Below are 21346 nucleotides of genomic sequence, written 5' to 3' on the forward strand. Positions count from 1 at the left end.
AGCGGGGTCGCAGGTGCTCGACGGGTCGGGTCAGACGAACGTGGGCACGCCGGCCCACGCCGCGGGCGCGGGGGCGGCGCCGTCGCGCACGACGGTGCCCTCGATGAGCCCGTAGGGGCGTTCGGCGGCGTAGAACACCTCGTTGGAGTTCTCGAGCCCGAAGGGCGCCAGGTCGTAGACGAAGTGGTGCTTGTTGGGCATCGCGAAGCGCACCTCAGCGATCTCGGGCCGCGCCTCGATGGCCGCCCTGCCCATCTCGAAGAGGGTCTGCTGGAGGGCGAGCGAGTGCACCGAGGCGAACGTCGAGAGCAGCACCGCGGTCACCTCGTCGTACAGGCCGTCGTAATCGATGCCCGCCTCGACGGCCTCGGGCAGGAAGCGCCAGCGCCCGGTGACCGAGGAGGTGGCCATGATGCGGTCGTCGGTCTCGACGAGCGTCGTGTACTTGTCGCGCGGGAAGCCGGCGAACTCGCTGCCGGTGGACTTCAGCACGACCAGGTCCTTCACGCCGCCTGTGACATGGGTGGCGCCGTCGATGATCTGCACCGTGGCCAGGCGCGTGCCCTGACCTGTCCGGACGAAGGAATGATCGTGCTCGACGCCGTCGACGACGATGCGCGCCCAGTCTTACTTCTCGGCCTGCCAGAGGCCGCCCTCGATCCACTCGAAGTCCTCGGTGAAATGCTTCCCGAGCGTGAGCAGGAATTCCTCGGGGGAGGAGATGCCGTATTCCTTGGCGAAGGCGAACACCGTGTTCTTCTGGGTGTCGGTGGCGACGACGAGATCGTTCTCGCCCTTCAGGTACGAGTCGACGAGAGCCGCGCCGCGCAGCTGCGAGGTCACGCTCAGATCGGTGATCTCATGCCGCGGGGTGTCGCGGACGATGCGCACGACCCGGTTCTCGCGACCTCGTGGCGCGCGAAGTAGGCGCCGGTCGCGAAGGCCACCGTGTAGTCGCCGTCGGGCAGGGTGTCGGGACCGAGCGCGAGGCGCCCGTCGTCGTCGGTGCGCCCGCTCGCGATCACCGAGCCGTCGGCGTCGCGCAGCTCGACCTCCACGTCGACGGCGGGCCCGCCCGAGGTCGCGTCGAGGATGTGCGTGCTCAGGTGGCTCATGCCAGGTCTCCCTCGAGGGTTCGAGCGCGGTGCGCAGGCGGAGGATCGCGATCTCGCGCAGCTGCGCGAGGGCCTCGGCGGTCTCGGTCGCCTCGTCGAGGGCCAGACGGCGACGGACCTCGGCGAGCATCTCCTCGGGGGAGCGGCCGGCGGCCCGGATGAGGAACACGCGGCCGAAGCGCTGCTCGTAGTCGACGTTGGCCTGGGCGATCGCGGCGGTCACGGCGGGATCCGCTCCCGCGACGGCGGCCTGCTCGGTGCGCGAGGCCGCGGCCTCGGCACCGGATCCCCCGGGGCGCTCGCCGATGCGGGGATGGTGGACGAGTGCGGCATCGAGATCCTCGGCCCCCCAGGTGGCGGCGGCATCACCGGCGACGTCGGCGAGCTCGTCGACCGAGCCGTAGGGGCGATGGGCGACGATCTCCTCGACCCAGCGCGGCACATCTGCCCACACCCGGGCGGTCTGCGCCGCGGCGGAGGCGGGGGCGCGATTGAACTCGGCCAGATCCATGGGCCGACTGTAGCGTGCGCGATCCTCGCCGCACCGGCACGACGAGCCGGTCCCGCGCTCAGACCAGGTGGCGCTCGAGGAAGCGGCGGATCGCGGCGTTCGTCTCGCCGGGCCGGTCCTGGTTGGAGTTGTGCGCCGCACCCGGCAGGACCACCAGCTCGGCGAGGTCGGGGTTCTTGCGCGCCATCGCGGCCATCTCCCGGCGGATGGCGCCCAGTCGGTCCTTGGCGCCCACCAGCAGCAGCACCGGCACCTCGAAGCGGTAGTCCGGGTCGGGGGTGAGGGCTGCGGCGACAGACCTGGTCACCTCGACCATGCGCCGCTGCCCGATGCGCTCGAGCCGGGCGGTCGCGTAGGCGCGGGTCGCGTGGGCGGCGCCGTAGCGGGACGCCCACCGCCGTGCGGTCCACCGCCAGGGACGGGCGCGCACGAGCGGACCCGTGGACGCGAGGGCGATCCGTTCGCGTCGGCCGTCGGGGCCGTGGTTGTCGGCCGTGTCGATCAGGACCAGGCGATCGGCGCCGCCCGGATGGCGCGCCGCGAAGGTCTGGACCAGCTGGCCGCCCATCGCCTGGCCCACGAGGGTGAGGTCCTGGGAGCCGAGAGTCGCCACGAGGGCCTCGAGATCCTCGGCCATATCGGTGTAGCGGAACGGCCCGGGCAGCGGGGAGGAGCCATGGCCGCGCGCGTCCCACACGCAGATCCCGCAGTCCTCGGGGATCGCGCCGAGCTGAGGGTCGAACATGTGACCGTCCATGCCGGCCCCGTGGCACAGCACGAGCCAGCGCCCGCTCGTCGACGCGCGACGTCGCACCGTGATCCGGGTTCCGGCGCGCTGCAGGACAAGGGCCGTGAGCTCGACCGTCATCGTGAGGGCCGCCCCTCGGGCGGGGTCAGGACGTCCGTCCGTCGCCGGGCACCACGACGGCGAACAGCACGCCGTCGCGGAGGAGATCAAGATCGCCGCCGAACACGTCGGCGTAGTACGCGAAGGCCTCGGCCGCGGTGCCGGGGAAGGAGATGTACGGGCTCGAGCTGGGCATCGGTGCTCCATCGTCGTCGAGGGCGCACCACCGGGGCAGGGGGCGCCTGCCGCTCATCCTGCCAGGTGGGGCTCCCGGGGGACAGACCCGGGCCGGGAGCCCCTGGCCGGAGGATGCGTCAGTCGTCCTCGGTGGACTCGGCCGGGCGCTCGCCGAGCTCGGCGTCGAGGCGGAGGATGCCCGAGCCGTCCTCCCCGATCAGGGTGATCCGGTCGATGATCTCGGAGACGGTGGCCTCCTCCTCGATCTGCTCGTCGACGAACCAGTTCAGCAGCGGGCGGGAGTCGAAGTCGCCCTCCTTCTCGGCGGACCGGTACAGCTCGCGGATCGACTCGGAGACCTTCTCCTCGTGCGCGAGGGCCGCCTCGAAGATCGCGCGCACCGACAGCCCGGGGGCGATCGAGGCGGGGGTGATGGTGCCGATCGCGGCGTGGTTGCCGCGGTCCACGACGTGGTCGATGAACTTGTTGGCGTGCACCACCTCCTCGTCGGCCTGGTGGCGCAGCCACGAGGCGATGCCGGTCAGCGACTGCTCGTCGGCCTCGATCGCGAGCTGGCGGTAGGTGGCCTCCGCGGTCAGCTCGAGGGTGATCTGCTCGGAGAACTTCTTCTCAAGGTCATGGCTCATCTTCATGGGCCCGACGATAGACGGGCCCCTGAAGCGCTGTCAGCCCCGGCCCGTGTCCCACGCGAGCTCGACGAGCGCGCGCAGCACCTCGAGGTCGACGTCCCCGAGATCGTTGACGTACACGCAGCCGGCGCCGAGGCGGTGGGTGCCGAGCCGGTCCAGGAGCGCCCGGGCGCCCTCGTGCTCCTGCAGCCCGTACAGGGAGATCGCGGCGCGGCGCGGGCTGAAGCCGACGCGGAACCACTCCGCTCCGGCACTGCCCCGGGAGGACGCCGCGCTCGAGCCGTAGCCGATCATGCTCGGCCCCCACATGACGGGATCGCAGCCGGTGACCTCGCCCATGAGCGTCAGCAGGCGCGCGCCCTCGGAACGGCGTCGCGCGGTCGGCAGCGCGGCGCAGTAGGCGACGGGGTCCTCATCGGTGGGACGGGTCTTCGGGGCGGCCATGCCGTGATCCTAGAGCGGCGCCGTCAGCCCTCGGGAAAACCCGTTGCACGCCCTCGCGACCCGGGTCCACGATGAACGCACACAGGAAGGAGGTGATCCGAGGAATGATTTCCCATCGGACGCGTGAGGTGGCTCGCCGCTGAGGCAGCCCTCGATCACTGATCGACGGACGCGCAGCGAATACCACCGAGCTGCCCGAGCCCGCAGGCGCCGGACCTCGTCCCCCGGCACGCGCCCCGACCCCGGTCGGAGCGACGCCTGCGGGCTCGCCCATGCCCTTGCGGCCCCCGGGCCGGCCCGCGAGGATCGTGCCCATGACCACCCCTGCTGCCGATGCCGTCGCCCGTCCCGTCCTGATCGGCCACCGCGGCGCCGCCCTGCTCGAGCCCGAGAACACCCTGCGCTCCTTCCGCCGCGCCCTCGCCGACGGCGCCGACGGCGTCGAGTGCGACGTCCATCTGAGCGCCGACGGCCACATCGTCGTCATGCACGACGAGAGCATCGACCGGACCGCCGACCCCGCCTCCCCGCGCCGCACCGGCGCCCTCGCGGCCCTCACCCGCGCCGCGCTCGACGAGGTGGTGCTCGGGGAGGGCGAGCACGTGCCCTCCCTGCAGCAGCTGCTCGACCTGCTCGACGACACGGGCCGCACCGCCGAGGGCGCCGTCCCGCAGGCCTACGTCGAGGTCAAGGCGCCGGCGGCCGCCGAGGCCGTCGGCGCGCTGCTCGCCGGGCGCGAGGGCGCGACCGTCATCTCCTTCATCCCCGACGCGCTCGCCGCGATCCGGCGCAGCGCCCCGCACGTGCCCATCGGCTGGATCGTGCAGCGCACCGACGAGAGCGTGTTCGCGACCCTCGCCGAGCTCGGCGCCGAGTGGCTCTCGATCGACGTGGACGCCGTGACGCGCGCGGACGTCGACCGCGCCCACGCCGCAGGGGTCCAGGTGAACGTGTGGACCGCCAACACCGACGAGCAGCTGGACCGGGCGCTCGAGGCGGGCGCGGACTCGATCAGCACCGACGACGCCGGCTGGGCGCTCGCCCGCCTCCGCCGCGCATGAGCCCTGCCCCGACGGACCGGCCCTCGCCCCAACCCGAGGTCCCGGCGACCCCGACGGGCCCCGACGGCGCGCCCCTGCGCGCCACCCCCGCCTGGTGGCCCGCACATCCGACCGACGCCGCGCTCGCCGCGGCCGCCGCGCATGGCACGCCGATCCTCGGCGCCCGCCGGGAGGCGGCGGGGGTCGAGCTCGTCGAGACCACCTTCCTGTGGGAGGGCGACGGCGCCGAGCACGCCGTGCTCATGCACCTGAACACCCTGACCGACCGGCACCGCGAGGACGTGACCGGCGCGCTCGCGCCGCGCGTGCCCGGCACCCGCTGGCACGCCCTGACCTACCTCCTGGCCCCCGACGTCGTGCTCGGCTACCGGATCGTCGTGCGCGACCGGATCCCCGCTGACATCGGCGCCGGGCGTGCCGGCTGGCGCGACGTGCATGCGGCAGGACGGCCCGACCCCCGCAACGCGCGCACCCTCACCGACGGCTTCGGGCGCACGTCCTCGCTGCTCGTCGGCCCCGACGCCCGGGAGCACCCCGACTGGGCCGACTCCGCGCCCCCGCTGCCCGAGACGGCCTGGAGCGCGGTCCACGAGCTGGGGGACGACGAGCGCGCGGTGACCCTCTGGCAGGGGAGCGGCGCCGCTCCCCGTCGGCTGCTGGTCCTCTTCGACGGCCACACCTGGCGGCGGCTCGACGCCGCGGCCCCCCTCGGCCGCCGTGCAGGCGCCTGGGACCTGCTCCTGATCGACTCCGCCTCCCTCCCGCAGCGGGCGCGCGAGCTGCCCGACCCGGACCGCGCGGCGGACCTCGTGAGGGACGCGATCGCGCGCACCTCCGCGGCGAGCGGCCTGCGCTGGGACGCCGAGCGCGTGGTCCTCGCGGGCCAGTCCTACGGGGGCCTCGCGGCCGCGAGCCTCGTGCTGCGCCGACCGGACCTCGCCGCGCGCGGCATCGCCCAGTCCGGCTCGTACTGGTTCGCGGGCGACGGCGACGCGCGCACCGGACGCGGGGACCTGCTGCGCTGGATCGCCGACGCCCCGGCGCCCGCCGGGCGACTCGTCGTGCAGGCCGGGAGCGAGGAGGGGGAGATGGCCGCGCTCTCCGCGGAGCTCGCGGGCGCGCTCGCCGCGCACGGCGCCCTCGTGGGGCATCGCACCTACCGCGGCGGCCACGACTACGCGTGGTGGCGCCACGGCCTCTCGGACGGCCTGGACCTGCTCGAGGCCGAGGGGCGGTCCCTCAGCGCACCCGGGCGGTGAGCGCGAGCTCGTCGTCGGCGACCGGCGTCGCCGTGATGACCCAGGTGGCGGTGCGCCCCGAGCGGTTGAGGTCCGTGACCTGGCACGTCGTCTCGAGCCTGTCGCGCGAGGAGTCGAGGCCGTGCGCGCACGTCCCGCTGATCGCGTAGTCCGAGGCGTCCGAGTCCGAGGAGAGCTGGCCGATCCCGTCGTCGAGGGACTCGACGGCGATCGGGTCGACGGCGTAGGGCAGATCGAAGCTCGAGCCCGACGTGAACCACTCGTCGGGCGCGGCGTCGCCCTGCGCGTCGGAGGACGGGTCGTCGGTGCTCGCATCGGAGCGCGTGCCGGTGGGCTTGAGGGTCAGCGAGGAGCTCGACGGCGGCTCCGTGGGCGTCGAGCTCGGCTCCTCCGTCGGGGTCGAGGGGCTCGCGCTCGCGGAGCGCGTGGAGCTGGGCGACGTGCTCGGGCTCTCCGAGGCGCTCGGGCTCGTCGACGCGCTCGCGGTGGCGGGCTCGCTCGTGGGCTCCGTCTCGCGTGCGGGCCCACAGGCGGTCGCGAGACCCGCGATCGCGAGCACGGACGCCGCGGCGCGCACGGCCATGCTGCTGCGGACGACGGACATGACAGCTCCCTCGGGACGACGGCATCCACCCCGGCGCGGTGGACCCTGATCCAAGCATGCCCCCTCGTGCCGGAGGAGGGGACGGCGGACTTCTCCGGGAACGATCCGGGACGACGCGCGACTGGATAGCGTGGGCCCGACGACATCTCCCGGGAGGTTCTCATGGCAGACAGCGCACCGATCAGCCTGCGCCGCGGCGACATCACGGCCCTGACCGACGTCGACGCGATCGTCAACGCCGCCAACCACTCGCTGCTGGGCGGCGGCGGCGTCGACGGCGCCATCCACCGTGCGGCCGGACCCGGCCTGCTCGAGGAGTGCCGCACGCTGGGCGGCTGCGACACGGGCGACGCCAAGCTCACAGGCGGCCACGACCTGCCCGTCGGCCACGTGATCCACACCGTCGGTCCCGTGTGGGCGAAGACCAAGCCCGAGGAGAAGGACGCCGAGCTCGCCTCGGCCTATCGGCGCAGCCTCGAGGTGGCGCACGACAACGGCCTGTCCCGGGTCGCCTTCCCCTCCATCTCCACGGGCGTCTACCGCTTCCCCGTGGACCGTGCCGCCCGCCTCGCGATCGACACGATCCGGGAGACGACGTCGCGCCTCGGCGGCTTCGACGAGATCGTCCTGGTCCTGTTCGACGAGACGACCTACGCCGCCTACGAGAAGGCGCTCGCGGCGTGACGCCGGTGCAGGCCACCATGTGAGATCATGCGTCCGTTTCGCGGAACGGACGGTGCAGGCGGTGCCCGGCCACCGTCCCTAGGCTGTCTCCGGCCGTGCGCCCCGCGTCGCACCGAGGAAAGGAATCCCATGCTCGATCCCACTCTGCAGCAGACCCTCGACGAGGTCCTCCGTCGCAACCCCGGCGAGCCCGAGTTCCATCAGGCCGTCCGCGAGGTCTTCGAGTCCCTGCAGGTGGTCCAGGAGCGCCACCCGGAGTACTCCGACAAGGGCATCATCACCCGCCTGTGCGAGCCCGAGCGGCAGATCATCTTCCGCGTGCCGTGGGTCGACGACGCCGGGACCGTGCAGGTCAACCGCGGCTTCCGCGTCGAGTACAACTCCGCCCTGGGCCCCTACAAGGGCGGCTTGCGGTTCCACCGCAGCGTCAACCTCGGCATCGTGAAGTTCCTCGGCTTCGAGCAGATCTTCAAGAACTCCCTGACCGGCCTGCCCATCGGCGGCGGCAAGGGCGGCAGCGACTTCGACCCCCACGGCCGGTCCGACGGCGAGGTCATGCGCTTCTGCCAGTCGTTCATGACGGAGCTGCACCGCCACATCGGCGAGTACACGGACGTCCCGGCCGGCGACATCGGCGTGGGCGCCCGCGAGATCGGCTTCCTGTTCGGCCAGTACAAGCGCCTGACCAACCGCTACGAGGCCGGCACCCTGACCGGCAAGGGCCTCGACTGGGGCGGCTCGCTCGTGCGCAAGGAGGCCACCGGCTACGGCGCCGCGATCTTCGCCGACGAGATGCTCAAGGCGCGCGGCTCGAGCTTCGACGGCCGCCGCGTGGCCGTCTCGGGCTCGGGCAACGTGGCCCTGTACGCGATCGAGAAGACCGAGCAGCTCGGCGGCATCGCCGTGACCGCCTCGGACTCCTCGGGCTACGTCGTCGACGACGACGGGATCGACCTCGAGCTGCTCAAGCAGATCAAGGAGGTCGAGCGCGGCCGCATCTCCGAGTACGCCGAGCGTCGCGGCGGGCGTGCGCGCTACGTCGCGGGCGGCAGCGTGTGGGACGTGCCGGTCGCGATCGCGCTCCCGTCGGCCACCCAGAACGAGCTCGACGAGCAGGCCGCCCGGACCCTCGTGGCCAACGGCGTCGAGGCGGTCTCCGAGGGCGCGAACATGCCGTGCACCCCCTCGGCCGTCGCGGTGTTCCGCGACAAGGGCATCGCCTTCGGCCCCGGCAAGGCCGCGAACGCCGGCGGCGTCGCGACCTCGGCGCTCGAGATGCAGCAGAACGCCTCGCGCGACGCCTGGACCTTCGAGTACACCGAGGACCGGCTCACGGCGATCATGAAGGGCATCCACACCACGTGCCTCGAGACGGCCGACGAGTTCGGCCGGCCGGGCGACTACGTGCTGGGCGCGAACGTGGCCGGCTTCCGCAAGGTGGCCGACGCGATGATGGCCTTCGGCGTCATCTGACGGATCGGCCCCGCTCCATGAGCGAGCGCACGACCACCGCGGGCGGCGCCGGCGCGGCCGCCTTCGCGGTGGCCGCGTCCGTCGGCATCGTGCACGGCATGTTCAGCCTGTACTGGGCGCTCGGCGGGACGTGGCTGCTCGCCACCGTCGGCAGCCGGATGGTCGAGCAGTTCGCGGACGCCCGCGGGGCGCTCGCCCTGGTGGGGATCGTCAAGCTCGTCGCGGCGGCCGCCCCGCTCGTGCTCGCCCTCCGGGGCTGGCCGGTGCGGCGGCCGGCCCGCGCCGTGTGCTGGACGGGCGCCGCGGTGCTCGTGGTGTGGGGCGGCGCGGGTGCCGTCGCCGCGCAGCTCGTGCTCGCAGGAGCGGTCGCGCCCGACGGGGGCGTCGATCGCGCCGGCATGATCGGCCACGCGTGGATCTGGGACCCGATGTTCGTCCTGTGGGGCGTGGCGCTCGCCGTCGGGCTCACCCGCACCCGCCGGCGCCGCACGAATCCGGGAGCTCGCCGCTGAGGCGCCGGGCGAGGCCGTCCCGCAGGACCGGGAGGGCGGCCGCGTGCACCGGGTCGCCGTCGGCGGCCCGGCGCGACACGTGCAGGTACATCGCGGTGCGCTCGTAGGCCTCCCACGCGTCGCGCCGGATCCGCAGCTCGTCGACGTCGAGGGCCCGGTCCGGGGCGAGCGCGCGGGCCGCGTCGACGTAGGCGAGCAGGAAGCCCTCGTGGGCCTCCGCGTCCATCGGCACGTACCAGGGCCCGCCGTGCACGGGACCGCCGATGATCGCGACGTCCCGGGCGGGGTCGTCGGCCTGGGCCCACTCGAAGTCGATGTAGCGGGGCACGGGCCCGGCGCCCGACCCGTCGTCCTCCCACACGACGTTGGTCGCGCACAGGTCGCCGTGGGCGAGGGTGAAGGAGTCCAGGCGTGCCGCGACGGGCTCGGCCGCCGCGCACACGGCGCGGGCGGCGTCCAGCAGCCCGGCGGTGAGCGGCTCGCCCGTGACCTCGGGGTGGTGCTCGCGCCACCAGGAGAAGGCGCCGTCGACCTCGGCGAGGATCGAGAAGGGGCCGCGGACGAGGCCCTCCTCCTGCTCGGCGCGCGTGCCGGGCAGGAGCCGGCCGCGCCCCGGGAGGACGGGGCGGTGCAGCACGGCGAGGGTCCGCGCGTGCGCCGCCAGATGCGCGGACGTCCATCGGCGCGGCGCGAGCACCCGCCCGGGCACGTAGGACGTGACCACATAGGGCAGCTCGATCGGGCTGCGCCCCGGATCCGTGCACGCCGCCACGGGCCGCGGGCCGACGGCCGGGTCGACGTGGCCGAGCGCGGCGATCTCCTCGCCGAGAGGCTGGGCCAGATCGTCGAGCGGCCGCCACGGCACGCGCACCACGAGCCTCTCGCCGTGCGCGGGCGTGAGCCGCCACGCGACGAAGGACTCGCCCACCCCGGTCACCACCGCCTGCGCCTCGCGCGCGCTGTGCGCCCCGTCGGCGCCGTCCGGGACCAGGGTGCCGTCGCGCCATGCGGCCAGCAGGCGCTGCCCGAACGCGGGAGAGGCGACGGGCGAGGCGGTGCCGAGAGTGCTCACTGCCCGGAGTCTAGGGCCGCCGGACAGCCGGGGTGCGGTGACGCGGTCTACGCTCGTGCCGTCCCCGATCCGCAAGGAGCCGCCCCGTGACGACCGCGATGCTCCTGGCCGCCCTCGTCGGCCTGGGTGTGGGCGTGGTGGTAGGGGCCCTCGGGGCGGGCGGCGGCATCCTGGCGGTCCCGATCCTCGTCTACCTGCTCGGGCAGGACCCCCACGCGGCCACGGCCTCCTCCCTCGTCATCGTGGGCATGACAGCGCTCGCGAGCATCCTCTTCCATGCCCGGCGCGGCAACGTCGCCTGGCGCGACGGCCTCGTGTTCGCGGCGTGCTCGACCGTCGGGACGGCGGCGGGCTCGCGGCTGTCGGCCCTGGTCCCGGCGGCCGTGCTCATGATCGCCTTCGCGTGCCTGCTCGCGGTGGTCTCGGTCGCGATGTTCCGCCGCGCGGCGGCCACCCAGCGCGAGGAGGCGGCGCACGCCCGACGACCGTCCGGGGCCGAGAGCCCCGCGCCGGCCGCCCGCTCCCTGTCCTGGCCTGTGCTCGTGGCCACCGCGACCGCGACAGGCGCCCTCACCGGGTTCTTCGGGGTGGGCGGCGGCTTCATCGTGGTGCCCATGCTCGTGCTCGCCCTGGGTCTCTCGATGCGGCGAGCCGCGGGGACGTCGCTGCTGGTCATGCTCGTGGCGAGCGCGGTGGGGCTGCTCTCCCGGATCGGGACCGACGTGCACGTCGACTGGGGCGTCACGCTCCTGTTCGCCCTCGGCTCGATGGCCGGCGGCCTGCTGGGCGGGCCGCTGTCCGAACGCGCCCGCCCCTCGACACTCACGCTCGTGTTCGCGAGTCTGCTCGGTGCGGTCGCGGTGTTCACCCTCGCCGAGACGCTGCTCGGCTGACCTCCCCCGGCGCCGCGCGCTCCCACGGCTCGACGTCACCGTCGACCGCCGCGAACAGCGGGTGGGGCCGGGGCGGCACGCCCGGCGCCGGCAGACGGTCGAGCCAGTCGGGCGCGCGCTCGACGCACTTGGCCCGCAGATGCTCGAGCTCGAGGGCGAGCTGTCCGCGGGTCACGGGGATCGGGGGGAGCGCCGCGGGGTCGCCGGCCTCCCGGATCCTCAGCGCGTCGAAGCGATACCCGCGGGCGAGCGCCTCGTCGCGCACCCCGGACAGGTAGGCGCCGACGCTCTCGAGCGGGCGGGGCTGGGCGCGGAACCGCTCCAGCTGGGGGTGGCGGGTGTAGCCGCGGGTCTCGCCCGCGAGCACCTTCTGCGCCAGGAGGGCCTCGCGCCACACGGCGACGAGCGCCGCCCGGTCGAGGATCGCGGGGTGCAGGCTCCACAGTCGCATGGGGCCGATCCTGCCATCTGTCGCGCCGCCCGGCCGACCGCCCCTGCCATGACCAGGATAGACGCGCGAGGGGGGCTTGCGGCAAGGGCCCCTGCGGGGCGCAGAATCCAGGCCTCGCCCGCCCGCCGCCCGCCCTGCTCCCGGAGATGCCATGACCCGTCCGCGCCCGTCATCCCCGCCCTCCCCGTCCGCCTCCACCCCGTCCACTTCCGCACCGTCCGCCTCCGCACCGTCGGGGTCGGCCTTCGCCCTGCCCTCGCGCCTCGCCGAGAAGTCCGCGCCGTCGCTGCTCGCCGCAGACGAGGCCCAGTTCGCCGCGATCGGCACCGCGCTGTCCGCCGCCCGCGCCGATCTCGGCGCCCGCCTCGAGCAGGCCCTGGCCGCCCCGGCCCGGGACGGCCAGGAGCGGGTCGAACGCGACGTCGCCGTGCGGAGCCTGGGCGCGCGACGGCGCCGCCTCGACCGCTTCTCCCTCGACGCCTGTCTGGGCCGCACCGTCGCCGTCGACGGCGGCTCGCCGCGCTACATCGGACGGCTCGGGGTCGCCGACGCGCACGGCGATCCGCTGCTCCTGGACTGGCGCTCGCCGGCCGCCGAGCCGTTCTTCGCCGCGACCAGGGCGCACCCGCTCGATCTGGCGAGCCGGCGCCGCTACCGGTGGGTCGGCGGCCAGGTGCGGGACTACGTCGACGAGACGTTCCGGGCGCCGGGCGGTCCGGAGGCCGCGACCGTGCTCGTGGCCCCGGCCGCGCCCGACGACGACTCGGAGTTCCTCGAGAGCCTCGGCGAGGCCCGCACCCCACGGATGCGCGACGTGCTCGCGACCCTCGCCGCGGATCAGGACGCCGTCATCCGGGCCGACGCGCGCACCCCGCTCGTGGTCGACGGCGGCCCGGGCACCGGCAAGACCGTGGTCGCGCTGCACCGCGCGGCCTATCTCCTCTACGCCGACCCGCGGACGCGCCGGGACGGGGTGCTCGTGGTCGGCCCGCACCGCCCCTACCTGCGCTACGTCGCGGACGTGCTGCCGAACCTCGGCGAGGACGACGTGCGCACGTGCACCCTGGCCGATCTCGTGCCCGAGGGCGCCGACGGCGCGCTCGCCGCGGAGCGCGACCCGCGCGCCGCCGCGCTCAAGGGCGATGTCCGCATGGTCGCGGCGATCGAGCCCGCCGTCGCCTTCTACGAGGAGCCGCCGACCGCCCCCCTCGATGTCGAGACGCCGTGGGGGAGCGTGCACCTGACCGCCGCCGACTGGGCCGACGCCTTCGCCGCGGTCGCGTCCGGGACGCCCCACAACCTGGCGCGGGAGCAGATCCTCGACGAGCTCGCCGAGATCGTGCTCAGCAGGCTCGACGCCGACGAGGAGGACCTCGAGGTGGACCGTGTGCGCGCCGACCTCGACCACGACGAGGAGCTGACCGCCGCGCTGCGGCAGGCCTGGCCGATCCTCGACGCCGCCGACCTGGTCGCCGACCTGTGGGAGGTGCCCGCCTACCTGCGGCGCTGCGCCCCGTGGCTCGACCGGCAGGACGCCGCCCGGCTCCGCCGCGCCGACCCCCGCGCCTGGACGGACGCCGACCTGCCGCTGCTCGATGCGGCGCGCCACCGGCTCGGAGACCCGGGCCACGAGCGACGGCGTCGGCGGGCCGACGCGGCCCGCGCACGGACCGAGGAGGACCTGTCCGGGATCATCGACGACCTGATCGCCTCCGACCAGACCGAGATGCTGCAGATGTCGATGCTGCGCGGCGACGACCTGCGCGGCGCCCTGGTCGCGGCGGCGGAGACTCCCGAGGCGGCGCCCGAGGACCTCGCCGGACCGTTCGCGCACGTGATCGTCGACGAGGCCCAGGAGCTCACCGACGCCGAGCGAGGCATGATCCTGCGACGCTGCCCCTCCCGCAGCCTCACGATCGTCGGGGACCGGGCGCAGTCACGCCGCGGCTTCGCCGAGAGCTGGACCGAGCGCCTGGCCCGGGTCGGCCTGCCGCGCGGCGTCGAGGTGGCCACGCTGCACGTCAACTACCGCACCCCCGCCGAGATCATGCGCGAGGCCGAGCCGGTCATCCGTGCGGTGCTGCCGGACGCGAACGTGCCCACCTCGATCCGCGAGACGGGGACCGCCGTGCGCCGCGGAGCGCTCACCGAGCTCGACGCCACGGTCGACGGCTGGCTCGCCGCGCATCCCGAGGGGATCGTGGGCGTGCTCGCCGTGGGCGATCCCGGGGGCGAGGGGGCGTGGCGGCACGACGACCGCGTGCAGCTGCTCACCCCCGAGCTCGCGGCGGGCCTCGAGTTCGACCTCGTCGTCCTCGTGGACCCGGAGGCCCTCGGCACGGGCGTGGCCGGCGCGGTCGCGCGCTACGTGGCGATGACCCGCGCGACGCGCGAGCTCGTCGTGCTGGCCGACACCGCGGGCTGATCCGGGCGCCTCACGCCTTCCCGGCGTGCTCGGCGATGTGCAGGTCGAGGGGGAAGTCGACCGTGCTGCCCGGGAACAGCAGGCGGCCCGCGGCGTCCGCGGCGGCGAGGATCGCCGTCGCCGCGGCGTCCGCCTGCTCGGCCGGCGCGTGCACGATCACCTCGTCGTGCAGGAAGAACGCGAGATGGGCCTGACGGTCGAAGCCGGGGCCGGAGGCGCGGGCGGCCCGCTCGGCCGCGACCGGCTCGAACCGCGCGAGACGGAGACGGAGGTCCGCCATCCACGCCAGCGCCCATTCGGCGGCCGTGCCCTGCACGACGAAGTTGCGGGTGAAGCGGCCGCGGGAGCGGGCCGCGCGCACCGCGCGCTCCTGCTCCGCCGTCGAGGCGTCGGGCAGGTGCGCCGAGGTCTGGGCGGCGCTCCATCCGGGGTCGGGCGGCGGCGAGGAGCGGCCGAGCCAGGTGGTGACGGTGCCGCCCACCTCGCCGACCTCGGCGGCGCGGTCCACGAGCCGCATGGCGTCGGGGAAGGTGCGTCGCAGTCGCGGCACGAGGCGGGCGCTGTCGCCCGTCGTCGACCCGTAGAGCGCGCCGAGCACGGCCACCTTCGCCTCGGTGCGGGTCTCGACGACCCCGGTCTCGACGATCCCGGCGTACAGGTCGGTCGCGGCGCCCGCGGCGGCCATCGCCGCATCCCCCGCCATCGCGGCGAGCACGCGCGGCTCGAGCTGGGCCACGTCGGCGCTCACGAGCAGCCAGCCCGGATCGGCTCGCAGCGCGGGGCGGAGCTGACGGGGGATCTGGAGCGCACCGCCGCCGCTCGAGGCCCAGCGCCCGGTGACGACGCCGGCGGGCACGTAGACGGGCCGATAGCGGCCGTCGTGCACCCACTCGTCGATCCACCACCAGCCGTTGGCGGCCAGGAGGCGGGAGAGCTTCTTGTACCGCAGCAGAGGCGCGATCGCGGGATGCTCGTGCGCCTCAAGCTCCCAGCGCGAGGTCGAGGCCACGTCGATGCCCGCGCGGCGCAGCGCGCGCAGCAGCCGGGGCGGCGAGTCGAGGCTCAGCGTGCGATCGTCCAGGGCGTCCCGGGTCTCGGCCGCCGCCTCCGCCATCTTCACGGGCACCTGCCCGCCGTGGGGGCGCGGTCCGAGGGCCTCCCGCAGCAGCCGGTCGTGCTCGGCCGCATCCCACGGCATGCCTGCCGCGTGCAGCTCGGCCGCCACGAGCGCGCCGGCCGACTCGGCCGCGAGCAGCAGGCGCAGGCGTCCCGGCTCCGCGGCGCTCTCGGCCGCGGCCCGCTGGCGATCGAACTCCGCGAGCGCCTCCTCGAGGCCGTCCGGCACGGACGTCGGGCTCCCGGCGGACCCGTCGAGCGAGAACAGCGTGCCGTCGCCGCGCGGCTCGGCCGCGAGATGCTCGGGGGAGACGTCCCACGCCGCCGCGGCCCGCAGCGGCTCGGGCTCCCGGACGACCTGCGAGGTGCGCAGCACCGCGTGGACGAGGCGCAGGTCCACGCAGCGCCCGATGCGGATCCCGGCGTCGAGGAGCGCCGGGTACCACTCGGCGGTGTCGCTCCACACCCAGCGCGGCGCGTCCTCGGCCTCGCGCGCGGCGACGCGGGCGGCGAGGTCGGCCGCGGGCAGGACGACCGGCTCGTCCCGCGCCCCGGACCCGTCGACGTCGACGAGACCGATGCGTCCCTCGCCGAGGCGGCCGACGACGCACCACGGGCGTCGCGATCCAGCGGTCATCGGGCCATCCTTCCACCCGGCGCTCCTGGGCTGGGCCGCGTGGGGCGCAGGTTCAGGGTGAGGACAGGGCTCGCCGGGCGAAGGTGGTGAGGGCGTGGTCCCGCAATGACGTGTCGCCGCCGAGCGATGCCGCGGCCGCCACCTGGAGAGGGAGGGAGGCGCGATGCACCGTCGCTCGGCGCAGGGTCTCGGTCGTGATGTCGCGGGCGAGGGCGTCGTGGTCGTAGTGGGCGAGCAGGGGGGCGACATCCAGAGCAGGGTCGGCCCAGGCGGCGTTGTCGATGTCGATGAGCGCAGGAGGGCGACCGTCTGCGACGAGGATGTTGTGGGGCCCGAAATCCCCGTGCACGAGGGTCGGCTCCGCGTCCTCGTCGGCGGCGAGGGCGTCGCGCACCGCTCTCCGGGCCGCGTCGTGCAGACGTCGGTCGTGGTGCGTGAGGCGCTCGACGATCTCGGGCCATCGAGGGCCGCCGCACCAGCTCCGAGCGGCAGGAAGCAGGTGGACGAGGGCGTTCCTCCGGTGTGCGGCGAGACGCCACGAGTCCAGGATCGGAAGGATGATCCGTCGGTCGTCCCGCCATGTGCCGGGGCGAAGGGGGGCGCCTGGCCGGAACTGCCAGGCGATCGCCGACCAGGCGGGCGCGGAGACGGTCTCGGAGACCGGCCGGGGCACGTCGAGCCCCAGGTCGCCCACCACGTGGGCGACCCGCCTCTCATGAGCGGTCCGATCAGCATGATCGTCATCCGAGCGAACACGGATGACGACGTCGGGGGCGAGCACGATCACGCCGTGGAAGGCGCCATGGGCTTCGGTCGCCGACGCCCAGGGCAGTCCGGGCCAGCGGTCCTGCAGCACGCGGAACGCGCCTCCCGGCAGGCCATCGCGCGTGTTCGCCATGTCTCGAGCCTAGGGCGTCCTTCTCGAGCTCCCGGGGCGCAGTGCCCGGGCAGTGCACCCGCGCACTGGGCCGCCCCGCCCGGGTCCTAGCCGGGACGCAGACGCCGCGCGACGAGCGCCGCGAGCGTCACCTCGACGATCGACCGGCAGCTGATGACGAGGTCCGGGGGCAGGCCGAACTCCCGGCACGCGGCGGGGCCGGTCCGCATCTCTTGTCCTCGCGTCTCCGCCGGCCCGGTGGCCGTCGGTGGCGATGTCGGGGGCTCTCCGGCGTCGGTGTCGAGGCGAGAGCGTCGGTGTCGTCCTTGGAGCGGGGTGCCGGTGCGTCGGGTGATGACCCCGAGACTCGAGGTCCACTGGACGACCCGACTCCCGTCGTCACCGCGAGAGGCGCGCACGCGGGCCATGAGCTCGCGTGTCCAGTTGCAGTGCGCGCACAACCCGGCCCCGTTGCCCAGGGACGTCGCCCCACCATCGGCGAACGCCTGGATGTGGTCGATGTGGCGGATCGGGGCACCGCAGAACGGACCCATGCACCCGGCCTGACCCATCCGGATCACCCGCGCCAGCGCCACCGGGAACGCCCGCGCGCGGGACTCGACCGCGACCAGCTCACCCGTGCCCGGATGCGTGTACAGGCGCCGCAGGATCGCCTGGACCTCCCCGTCCACACCCCGCGGCGCCGTGATCGAGGCGAGCGCGGTACCCGAGGGAATGGTGCCGTACCCCTCGATGACCGCATCACCCTGCCGGCCCGCCAGCAGCACCCGGTCGGACACGACCACACCGACATCCAGACGGACCGGATCCATCGCCTCGTCCCGACCCAGCAGAGTGTCCGCGAGCAGATCAGCCATCGCCTGCCCATGCCCACGCCGATCACCCTGGGCACGCAGACGCTCCGCGGCCACCGACAGCTTCTTGCCGATCGCGGCCGCATCGATCCCCGACAGCGTCGCGTGCAGACGCCCCATGCCGTGGGCACCCCGCACGATGCTCACCGACCGATCCGCGTGCGCTCGCCGATGCCGCCGCGCGAAGGAACCAGGATCCAGGCGATGCGCGATCAGATCGATCTCCTGCTCCCACTGCCGCACCGACGCGTCCTGGAGATACGGGAGGTGATCGACCACGATCCCGTCGACCTCGCCCCGCAGGCCCGGGCCCAGGGGCCCGCTCGTGGTGCCGATCGCGAGGGCCGACGCCTCCGGCAGGGTGCCCTCGGCCAGAGCACGATGGGTGCGGGGCATGTCTGCCGTGAGACGACGCGCCGCGGCCACACGCCGCGAAGCCACCGCCGGGGACAGACGCGAGGCCATCGTCACGTGATGCGCCGTCGCTCGCCCCCGCCTGGGCTCCGGGACCTGCTGCTGGGCCTCGGTCTCGCGGAGCCTCGCGTCCAGGGCCATGATCGCGTGATCCTCCACGGCAGCAAGCGCCGACCGCAGCACACTCGCACGGGCCAGCACCTCGGTCGCCTCCCGCGCCCCCAGATCCTCCAGCACCCGGCCAGGGACCCCCGCGAGCGCAGCGGCCACGGCCCCGAGATCGACCCCGCCGAGCCGGACACGACCACCCTGCACCACGTCCACGCACAGACCCTCCCCAGGAGGGGCTCCGCCCTCCGGGGTCAGGTCTCGCGGGTTCGTCGTCATGCGACCATCCCATCCCAGGGGTGTGACACTCGGGATCGCTCCAGCTGCGGAGTGGGGAGAACGTGCGTGTGACCCCGCGCCTCCTATGCTTCCGGCCTCCTCTGCTCCCGGGCCTCCTATGCTTCTGACGTGCCTGATCAGACCGCTCCGGGGCCCGACGGGGCCGACCTCCCCGACCGGGCTGACCTCCCCGACCGGGCTGACCTCCCCGACCGGGGCGACGTCCCCGACCGGGCTGACCTCCCCGACCGGGGCGACGTCCCCGACCGGGCCGACCTCCCCGCCCGGGCTGACCTCCCCATCCGTGCGGAGCTCACCCGGACCGCGCGCGGCATGCTCCGCCTGGGTCCTGCCCGGGCGGACGCGGCACCGGCCCTGCGAATCTCGCTCTCGCTCGCCGCGCCCCTCGTCCTGCTGCTCGTGCTCGGGCATCTCGAGTGGTCGCTGTTCGCCTCGTTCGGCGCGTTCACCTCGATCTACGGGCGCTACCAGACCACCGTGACGCGCGTGCGCCAGCAGGTGCTCGTCGGCATCCTGCTCACGTGCTGCGTCGCGCTCGGGGCGGTGATCGCGGCGGTGTTCGCGCCGGACGGCTCCGCGACGACGGGCGCCGCCGCGCATCTCCACAGCCTGGTCACGGTGGTCGTCGGCGCGCTCGTGGCCGGTGCGAGCGCCGTGCTCATCCTGGTGCGCGGCCTCAAGCCGGCCGGCCCGCTCTTCCCCGTCTTCGCGACCACGGCCGTCGCCTCGGCGCCGGTCTCGGCGCCCGTGTGGCTCGCCGTCCTGATCGCGCTCGGCGCGGCGTCGTGGTGCGTGCTGCTGAGCCGCCTCGCGCAGTGGACCGGCGAAGGGCCGATCGGCCCGGCGCCCGTGGGCACGGCCCCGGCCGTCCCACGCGCCGAGCGGCGCGTCGAGTTCTCCCGGTACGCGCTCGTGGCGTTGTCGGGCGGCGGCATCGCGACCCTCGCCGGTCTGCCGTCGCCGTACTGGGCGCAGGTCGCGTCCGTCGTCCCGCTGTCCGCGCCCGGGCATCGCGCCCAGGTCGAGCGGGGGCTGCACCGCATCGTGGGCACGGCGATCGGGGTGCTCGTGACCGCGTTCCTGCTGTCCTTCCCCGCCCAGCCGTGGCAGACCCTCATCTGGGTGGTGCTCCTGCAGTTCCTCGCCGAGCTGTTCGTGCTGCGCAACTACGCGCTCGCGCTCACCTTCATCACGCCGCTAGCGCTGCTCATGGTGCAGCTCGCGAACCCGCGTCCCGCGGTGCCGCTGCTGCTCGCCCGGGTCGCCGAGACGGCGATCGGCGCTGTCGTCGGCATCGTCGCCGTGCTCGTGTCGGTCGCGCTCGCGCGCCGGGCCCGGCGCCGCTGACGGGCCGAGCTCACCCCTGCTGCTGGGCCGCCGCCCACTCCTCCACACGGCGTGCGCTCTCGGCCTCCGACAGGTCCTCGACGCGGGACATGATCGACCAGCGCACCCCGAAGGGGTCGCGGATCGAGGCGAACCGGTCGCCCGAGACGAAGGTGCTCACGTCCTCGCGGACCGTCGCGCCGGCCTGCACGGCCCGCTCGACCACCTCGTCGACGTCCGCGCAGTACAGGCCCATCGAGTAGCAGTCGGCGTCGCCGTCGGGGAGCGGTACGAGGCCGTAGGCGGGCTGGGGCTCCCCGAGCTGCAGGTGGCCGTGGCCGAAGTCCAGCTCGGCGTGGGCGACGACGCCGCCCATCTCGGTGACGCCGGCGACGCGGGCACCGAACACCGAGCGGTAGAACTCGATCGCCTCGCGCGCGCGCTCGACGGCGAGGAAGGGGGTCAGGCTGGTCAAGCCGTGGGGGATGCCATCGGTCGTGTGCTCGCCGCTGACGCCGTGTCGGGGTGTGTCGTGATCGCTCATGATGGGACCGTAGGAGTCTCCGCGCGCCGCCGGCTTGGAGATTCGCGACGACCGCGTCGAAGGAGGCGCCATGGACGAGTCCCCGCCCGGGGCCGATGCCGGTGACCGGCGCGGCGTGCTGTACCCGGCGCGACTGCCCACGTTCCATCGCGAGGGCGCCCCGGCCTCGCTCGCCGCTCTCGTCCGGTGGTTCTGGTTCCCCCGCTGGGACCTCCCTCCCGGCGAGGTCTCCCGCCAGGAGCTGCTGCCCTTCCCCGCCTCCAACCTCGTGGTCCAGCTCGACGGCGTCACGCTCGCGGGGCCCGCGACGGGCCGCGCCCATCGCGATCTGCAGGGGCGCGGGTGGGCGGTCGGCGCGCTCCTGCGGCCGGCCGGACTCATGGCGCTGCACGCCGAGCCGTCCCGCCTCCGTGACATCGAGGTGGCCATGCCCGTGCCAGGCCTCCACGGCGGCATCGCAGAGGCGATGGAGCTGCCCGACGAGGCCGCGGGACGCCGCCACGCGATCGGGGTCTGGGAGACCTGGGCCGCCGAGCACCTGCCGGCGCCCGATCAGACCGCCCTGCTCGGAAACACCATGGAGGACCTCATCGCGACCGACCCCGGGATCGTGCGCATCGAGCAGGTGGCCCGGCGGCTGGGCGTCTCGGTCCGCGGGGTGCAGCGTCTCGCGCACCGCGGCATCGGGCTGCCGCCGCTCGCGGTGATCCGCCGCTACCGGCTCCAGGAGGCCGCCCAGCGGCTGCGCGAGGACCCGACGCTGAGCATCGCGCAGACTGCCGCGGACCTCGGCTACGCCGACCAGGCGCACCTGGCCCATGACTTCCGACAGGTCCTCGGCACGACGCCGAGCGCCTACCGGGAGGGCCGCGGCGCCTGAACGGCGGACCGTTCGTCCCGTCCTCGCGCGCGCCCGCGCACGTACGATCGGGGCAGACCGGGAGACCGGCCCCCCGATGACGTGCAGGTCC

The 21346-nt window shown here is 74.6% G+C and carries 21 protein-coding genes and 2 pseudogenes; 9 read left to right on the forward strand and 14 right to left on the reverse strand.

Translation table 11 applies throughout. The features are described from left to right. Positions 1-30: 30 nt before the first annotated feature. The 7 genes and pseudogenes from pucL to BRM3_RS04460 all read right to left on the reverse strand — a co-directional run bounded on the left by pucL (position 31) and on the right by BRM3_RS04460 (position 3744). Positions 31-891 (reverse strand): annotated as a pseudogene (gene pucL / locus BRM3_RS04430) (factor-independent urate hydroxylase). Next, positions 846-1115, reverse strand: coding sequence for a hydroxyisourate hydrolase (locus tag BRM3_RS04435; RefSeq protein ID WP_263595395.1), 270 nt, complete (start codon positions 1113-1115; stop codon positions 846-848). The pseudogene pucL and the gene BRM3_RS04435 overlap by 46 nt, the downstream one beginning before the upstream one ends. 70 nt (positions 1116-1185) lie before the next feature. Further along, a pseudogene (gene uraD / locus BRM3_RS04440) lies at positions 1186-1626 on the reverse strand (2-oxo-4-hydroxy-4-carboxy-5-ureidoimidazoline decarboxylase); the annotation flags it as partial. A 58-nt stretch (positions 1627-1684) separates the two neighbouring features. Beyond that, a complete protein-coding gene (locus BRM3_RS04445) occupies positions 1685-2494 on the reverse strand; it encodes an alpha/beta fold hydrolase (RefSeq protein WP_263594884.1) in 810 nt (269 codons plus the stop codon). Positions 2495-2519: 25 nt separating this feature from the next. Further along, the gene (locus BRM3_RS04450; RefSeq protein WP_263594885.1) at positions 2520-2669 is read right to left on the reverse strand and encodes a hypothetical protein; all 150 of its coding nucleotides are present in this window, start codon (positions 2667-2669) and stop codon (positions 2520-2522) included. 118 nt (positions 2670-2787) lie between these two features. Then, entirely contained in the window at positions 2788-3303 is a 516-nt protein-coding gene (locus tag BRM3_RS04455; protein WP_263594886.1) for a ferritin, read from the reverse strand. A gap of 33 nt (positions 3304-3336) precedes the next feature. Continuing rightward, on the reverse strand, positions 3337-3744 hold the full coding sequence (locus tag BRM3_RS04460) for a DUF1801 domain-containing protein (RefSeq protein ID WP_263594887.1): 408 nt from the start codon (positions 3742-3744) through the stop codon (positions 3337-3339). Between the two features lie 314 nt (positions 3745-4058). On the opposite strand from BRM3_RS04460, the gene BRM3_RS04465 reads away from it, so the two are divergent. After that, on the forward strand, positions 4059-4805 hold the full coding sequence (locus BRM3_RS04465) for a glycerophosphodiester phosphodiesterase (protein WP_263594888.1): 747 nt from the start codon (positions 4059-4061) through the stop codon (positions 4803-4805). Beyond that, complete coding sequence (locus BRM3_RS04470) at positions 4802-6064, forward strand: enterochelin esterase domain-containing protein (protein WP_263594889.1); 1263 nt, start codon at positions 4802-4804, stop codon at positions 6062-6064. Before BRM3_RS04465 ends, BRM3_RS04470 begins: the two co-directional genes overlap by 4 nt. On the opposite strand, the gene BRM3_RS04475 is transcribed toward BRM3_RS04470, so the two are convergent. After that, the gene (locus BRM3_RS04475) at positions 6045-6668 is read right to left on the reverse strand and encodes a hypothetical protein (protein WP_263594890.1); all 624 of its coding nucleotides are present in this window, start codon (positions 6666-6668) and stop codon (positions 6045-6047) included. The genes BRM3_RS04470 and BRM3_RS04475 overlap by 20 nt on opposite strands. 162 nt (positions 6669-6830) lie before the next feature. Between BRM3_RS04475 and BRM3_RS04480 the strand changes: the two genes are divergently transcribed. From BRM3_RS04480 to BRM3_RS04490, 3 genes are all read left to right on the forward strand, one after another. Next, entirely contained in the window at positions 6831-7352 is a 522-nt protein-coding gene (locus BRM3_RS04480; RefSeq protein ID WP_263594891.1) for an O-acetyl-ADP-ribose deacetylase, read from the forward strand. A 129-nt stretch (positions 7353-7481) separates the two neighbouring features. After that, on the forward strand, positions 7482-8825 hold the full coding sequence (gene gdhA / locus BRM3_RS04485) for an NADP-specific glutamate dehydrogenase (protein WP_263594892.1): 1344 nt from the start codon (positions 7482-7484) through the stop codon (positions 8823-8825). A 17-nt stretch (positions 8826-8842) separates the two neighbouring features. Further along, the gene (locus tag BRM3_RS04490; RefSeq protein ID WP_263594893.1) at positions 8843-9337 is read left to right on the forward strand and encodes a DUF3995 domain-containing protein; all 495 of its coding nucleotides are present in this window, start codon (positions 8843-8845) and stop codon (positions 9335-9337) included. Here the strand turns inward: BRM3_RS04490 and BRM3_RS04495 are convergent. Further along, complete coding sequence (locus tag BRM3_RS04495) at positions 9291-10409, reverse strand: phosphotransferase family protein (RefSeq protein ID WP_263594894.1); 1119 nt, start codon at positions 10407-10409, stop codon at positions 9291-9293. The two genes, BRM3_RS04490 and BRM3_RS04495, sit on opposite strands and share 47 nt — an antisense overlap. Positions 10410-10495: 86 nt before the next feature. On the opposite strand from BRM3_RS04495, the gene BRM3_RS04500 reads away from it, so the two are divergent. Next, positions 10496-11302 carry a sulfite exporter TauE/SafE family protein gene (locus BRM3_RS04500; protein WP_263594895.1) on the forward strand — a complete coding sequence of 269 codons (807 nt, stop codon included), beginning with the start codon at positions 10496-10498 and terminating at the stop codon, positions 11300-11302. On the opposite strand, the gene BRM3_RS04505 is transcribed toward BRM3_RS04500, so the two are convergent. After that, positions 11274-11753: a pyrimidine dimer DNA glycosylase/endonuclease V gene (locus BRM3_RS04505; protein ID WP_263594896.1), complete on the reverse strand. Its 480-nt coding sequence runs from the start codon at positions 11751-11753 to the stop codon at positions 11274-11276. The two genes, BRM3_RS04500 and BRM3_RS04505, sit on opposite strands and share 29 nt — an antisense overlap. Positions 11754-11904: 151 nt before the next feature. Between BRM3_RS04505 and helR the strand changes: the two genes are divergently transcribed. Then, positions 11905-14178, forward strand: a complete 2274-nt coding sequence (helR, locus tag BRM3_RS04510) for an RNA polymerase recycling motor ATPase HelR (protein ID WP_263594897.1) — start codon at positions 11905-11907, stop codon at positions 14176-14178. Positions 14179-14188: 10 nt separating this feature from the next. Here helR and BRM3_RS04515 read toward each other — a convergent pair whose 3' ends face one another. The 3 genes from BRM3_RS04515 to BRM3_RS04525 all read right to left on the reverse strand — a co-directional run bounded on the left by BRM3_RS04515 (position 14189) and on the right by BRM3_RS04525 (position 18484). After that, on the reverse strand, positions 14189-15931 hold the full coding sequence (locus BRM3_RS04515) for a bifunctional 3'-5' exonuclease/DNA polymerase (protein ID WP_263594898.1): 1743 nt from the start codon (positions 15929-15931) through the stop codon (positions 14189-14191). Between the two features lie 52 nt (positions 15932-15983). Next, positions 15984-16829, reverse strand: coding sequence for an aminoglycoside phosphotransferase family protein (locus BRM3_RS04520; RefSeq protein WP_263594899.1), 846 nt, complete (start codon positions 16827-16829; stop codon positions 15984-15986). Positions 16830-16915: 86 nt separating this feature from the next. Then, positions 16916-18484 carry an HNH endonuclease gene (locus BRM3_RS04525; protein WP_263594900.1) on the reverse strand — a complete coding sequence of 523 codons (1569 nt, stop codon included), beginning with the start codon at positions 18482-18484 and terminating at the stop codon, positions 16916-16918. A 129-nt stretch (positions 18485-18613) separates the two neighbouring features. Here BRM3_RS04525 and BRM3_RS04530 point away from each other — a divergent pair, with 129 nt between their 5' ends. Then, positions 18614-19852, forward strand: coding sequence for an FUSC family protein (locus tag BRM3_RS04530; protein WP_263594901.1), 1239 nt, complete (start codon positions 18614-18616; stop codon positions 19850-19852). Positions 19853-19862: 10 nt separating this feature from the next. Here BRM3_RS04530 and BRM3_RS04535 read toward each other — a convergent pair whose 3' ends face one another. Then, positions 19863-20375 carry a VOC family protein gene (locus BRM3_RS04535; protein ID WP_263594902.1) on the reverse strand — a complete coding sequence of 171 codons (513 nt, stop codon included), beginning with the start codon at positions 20373-20375 and terminating at the stop codon, positions 19863-19865. 70 nt (positions 20376-20445) lie between these two features. On the opposite strand from BRM3_RS04535, the gene BRM3_RS04540 reads away from it, so the two are divergent. Further along, complete coding sequence (locus BRM3_RS04540; RefSeq protein WP_263594903.1) at positions 20446-21255, forward strand: AraC family transcriptional regulator; 810 nt, start codon at positions 20446-20448, stop codon at positions 21253-21255. Positions 21256-21346 lie beyond the last annotated feature (91 nt).

Source organism: Brachybacterium huguangmaarense (assembly GCF_025725725.1).
Classification (GTDB): Bacteria; Actinomycetota; Actinomycetes; order Actinomycetales; family Dermabacteraceae; genus Brachybacterium; species Brachybacterium huguangmaarense.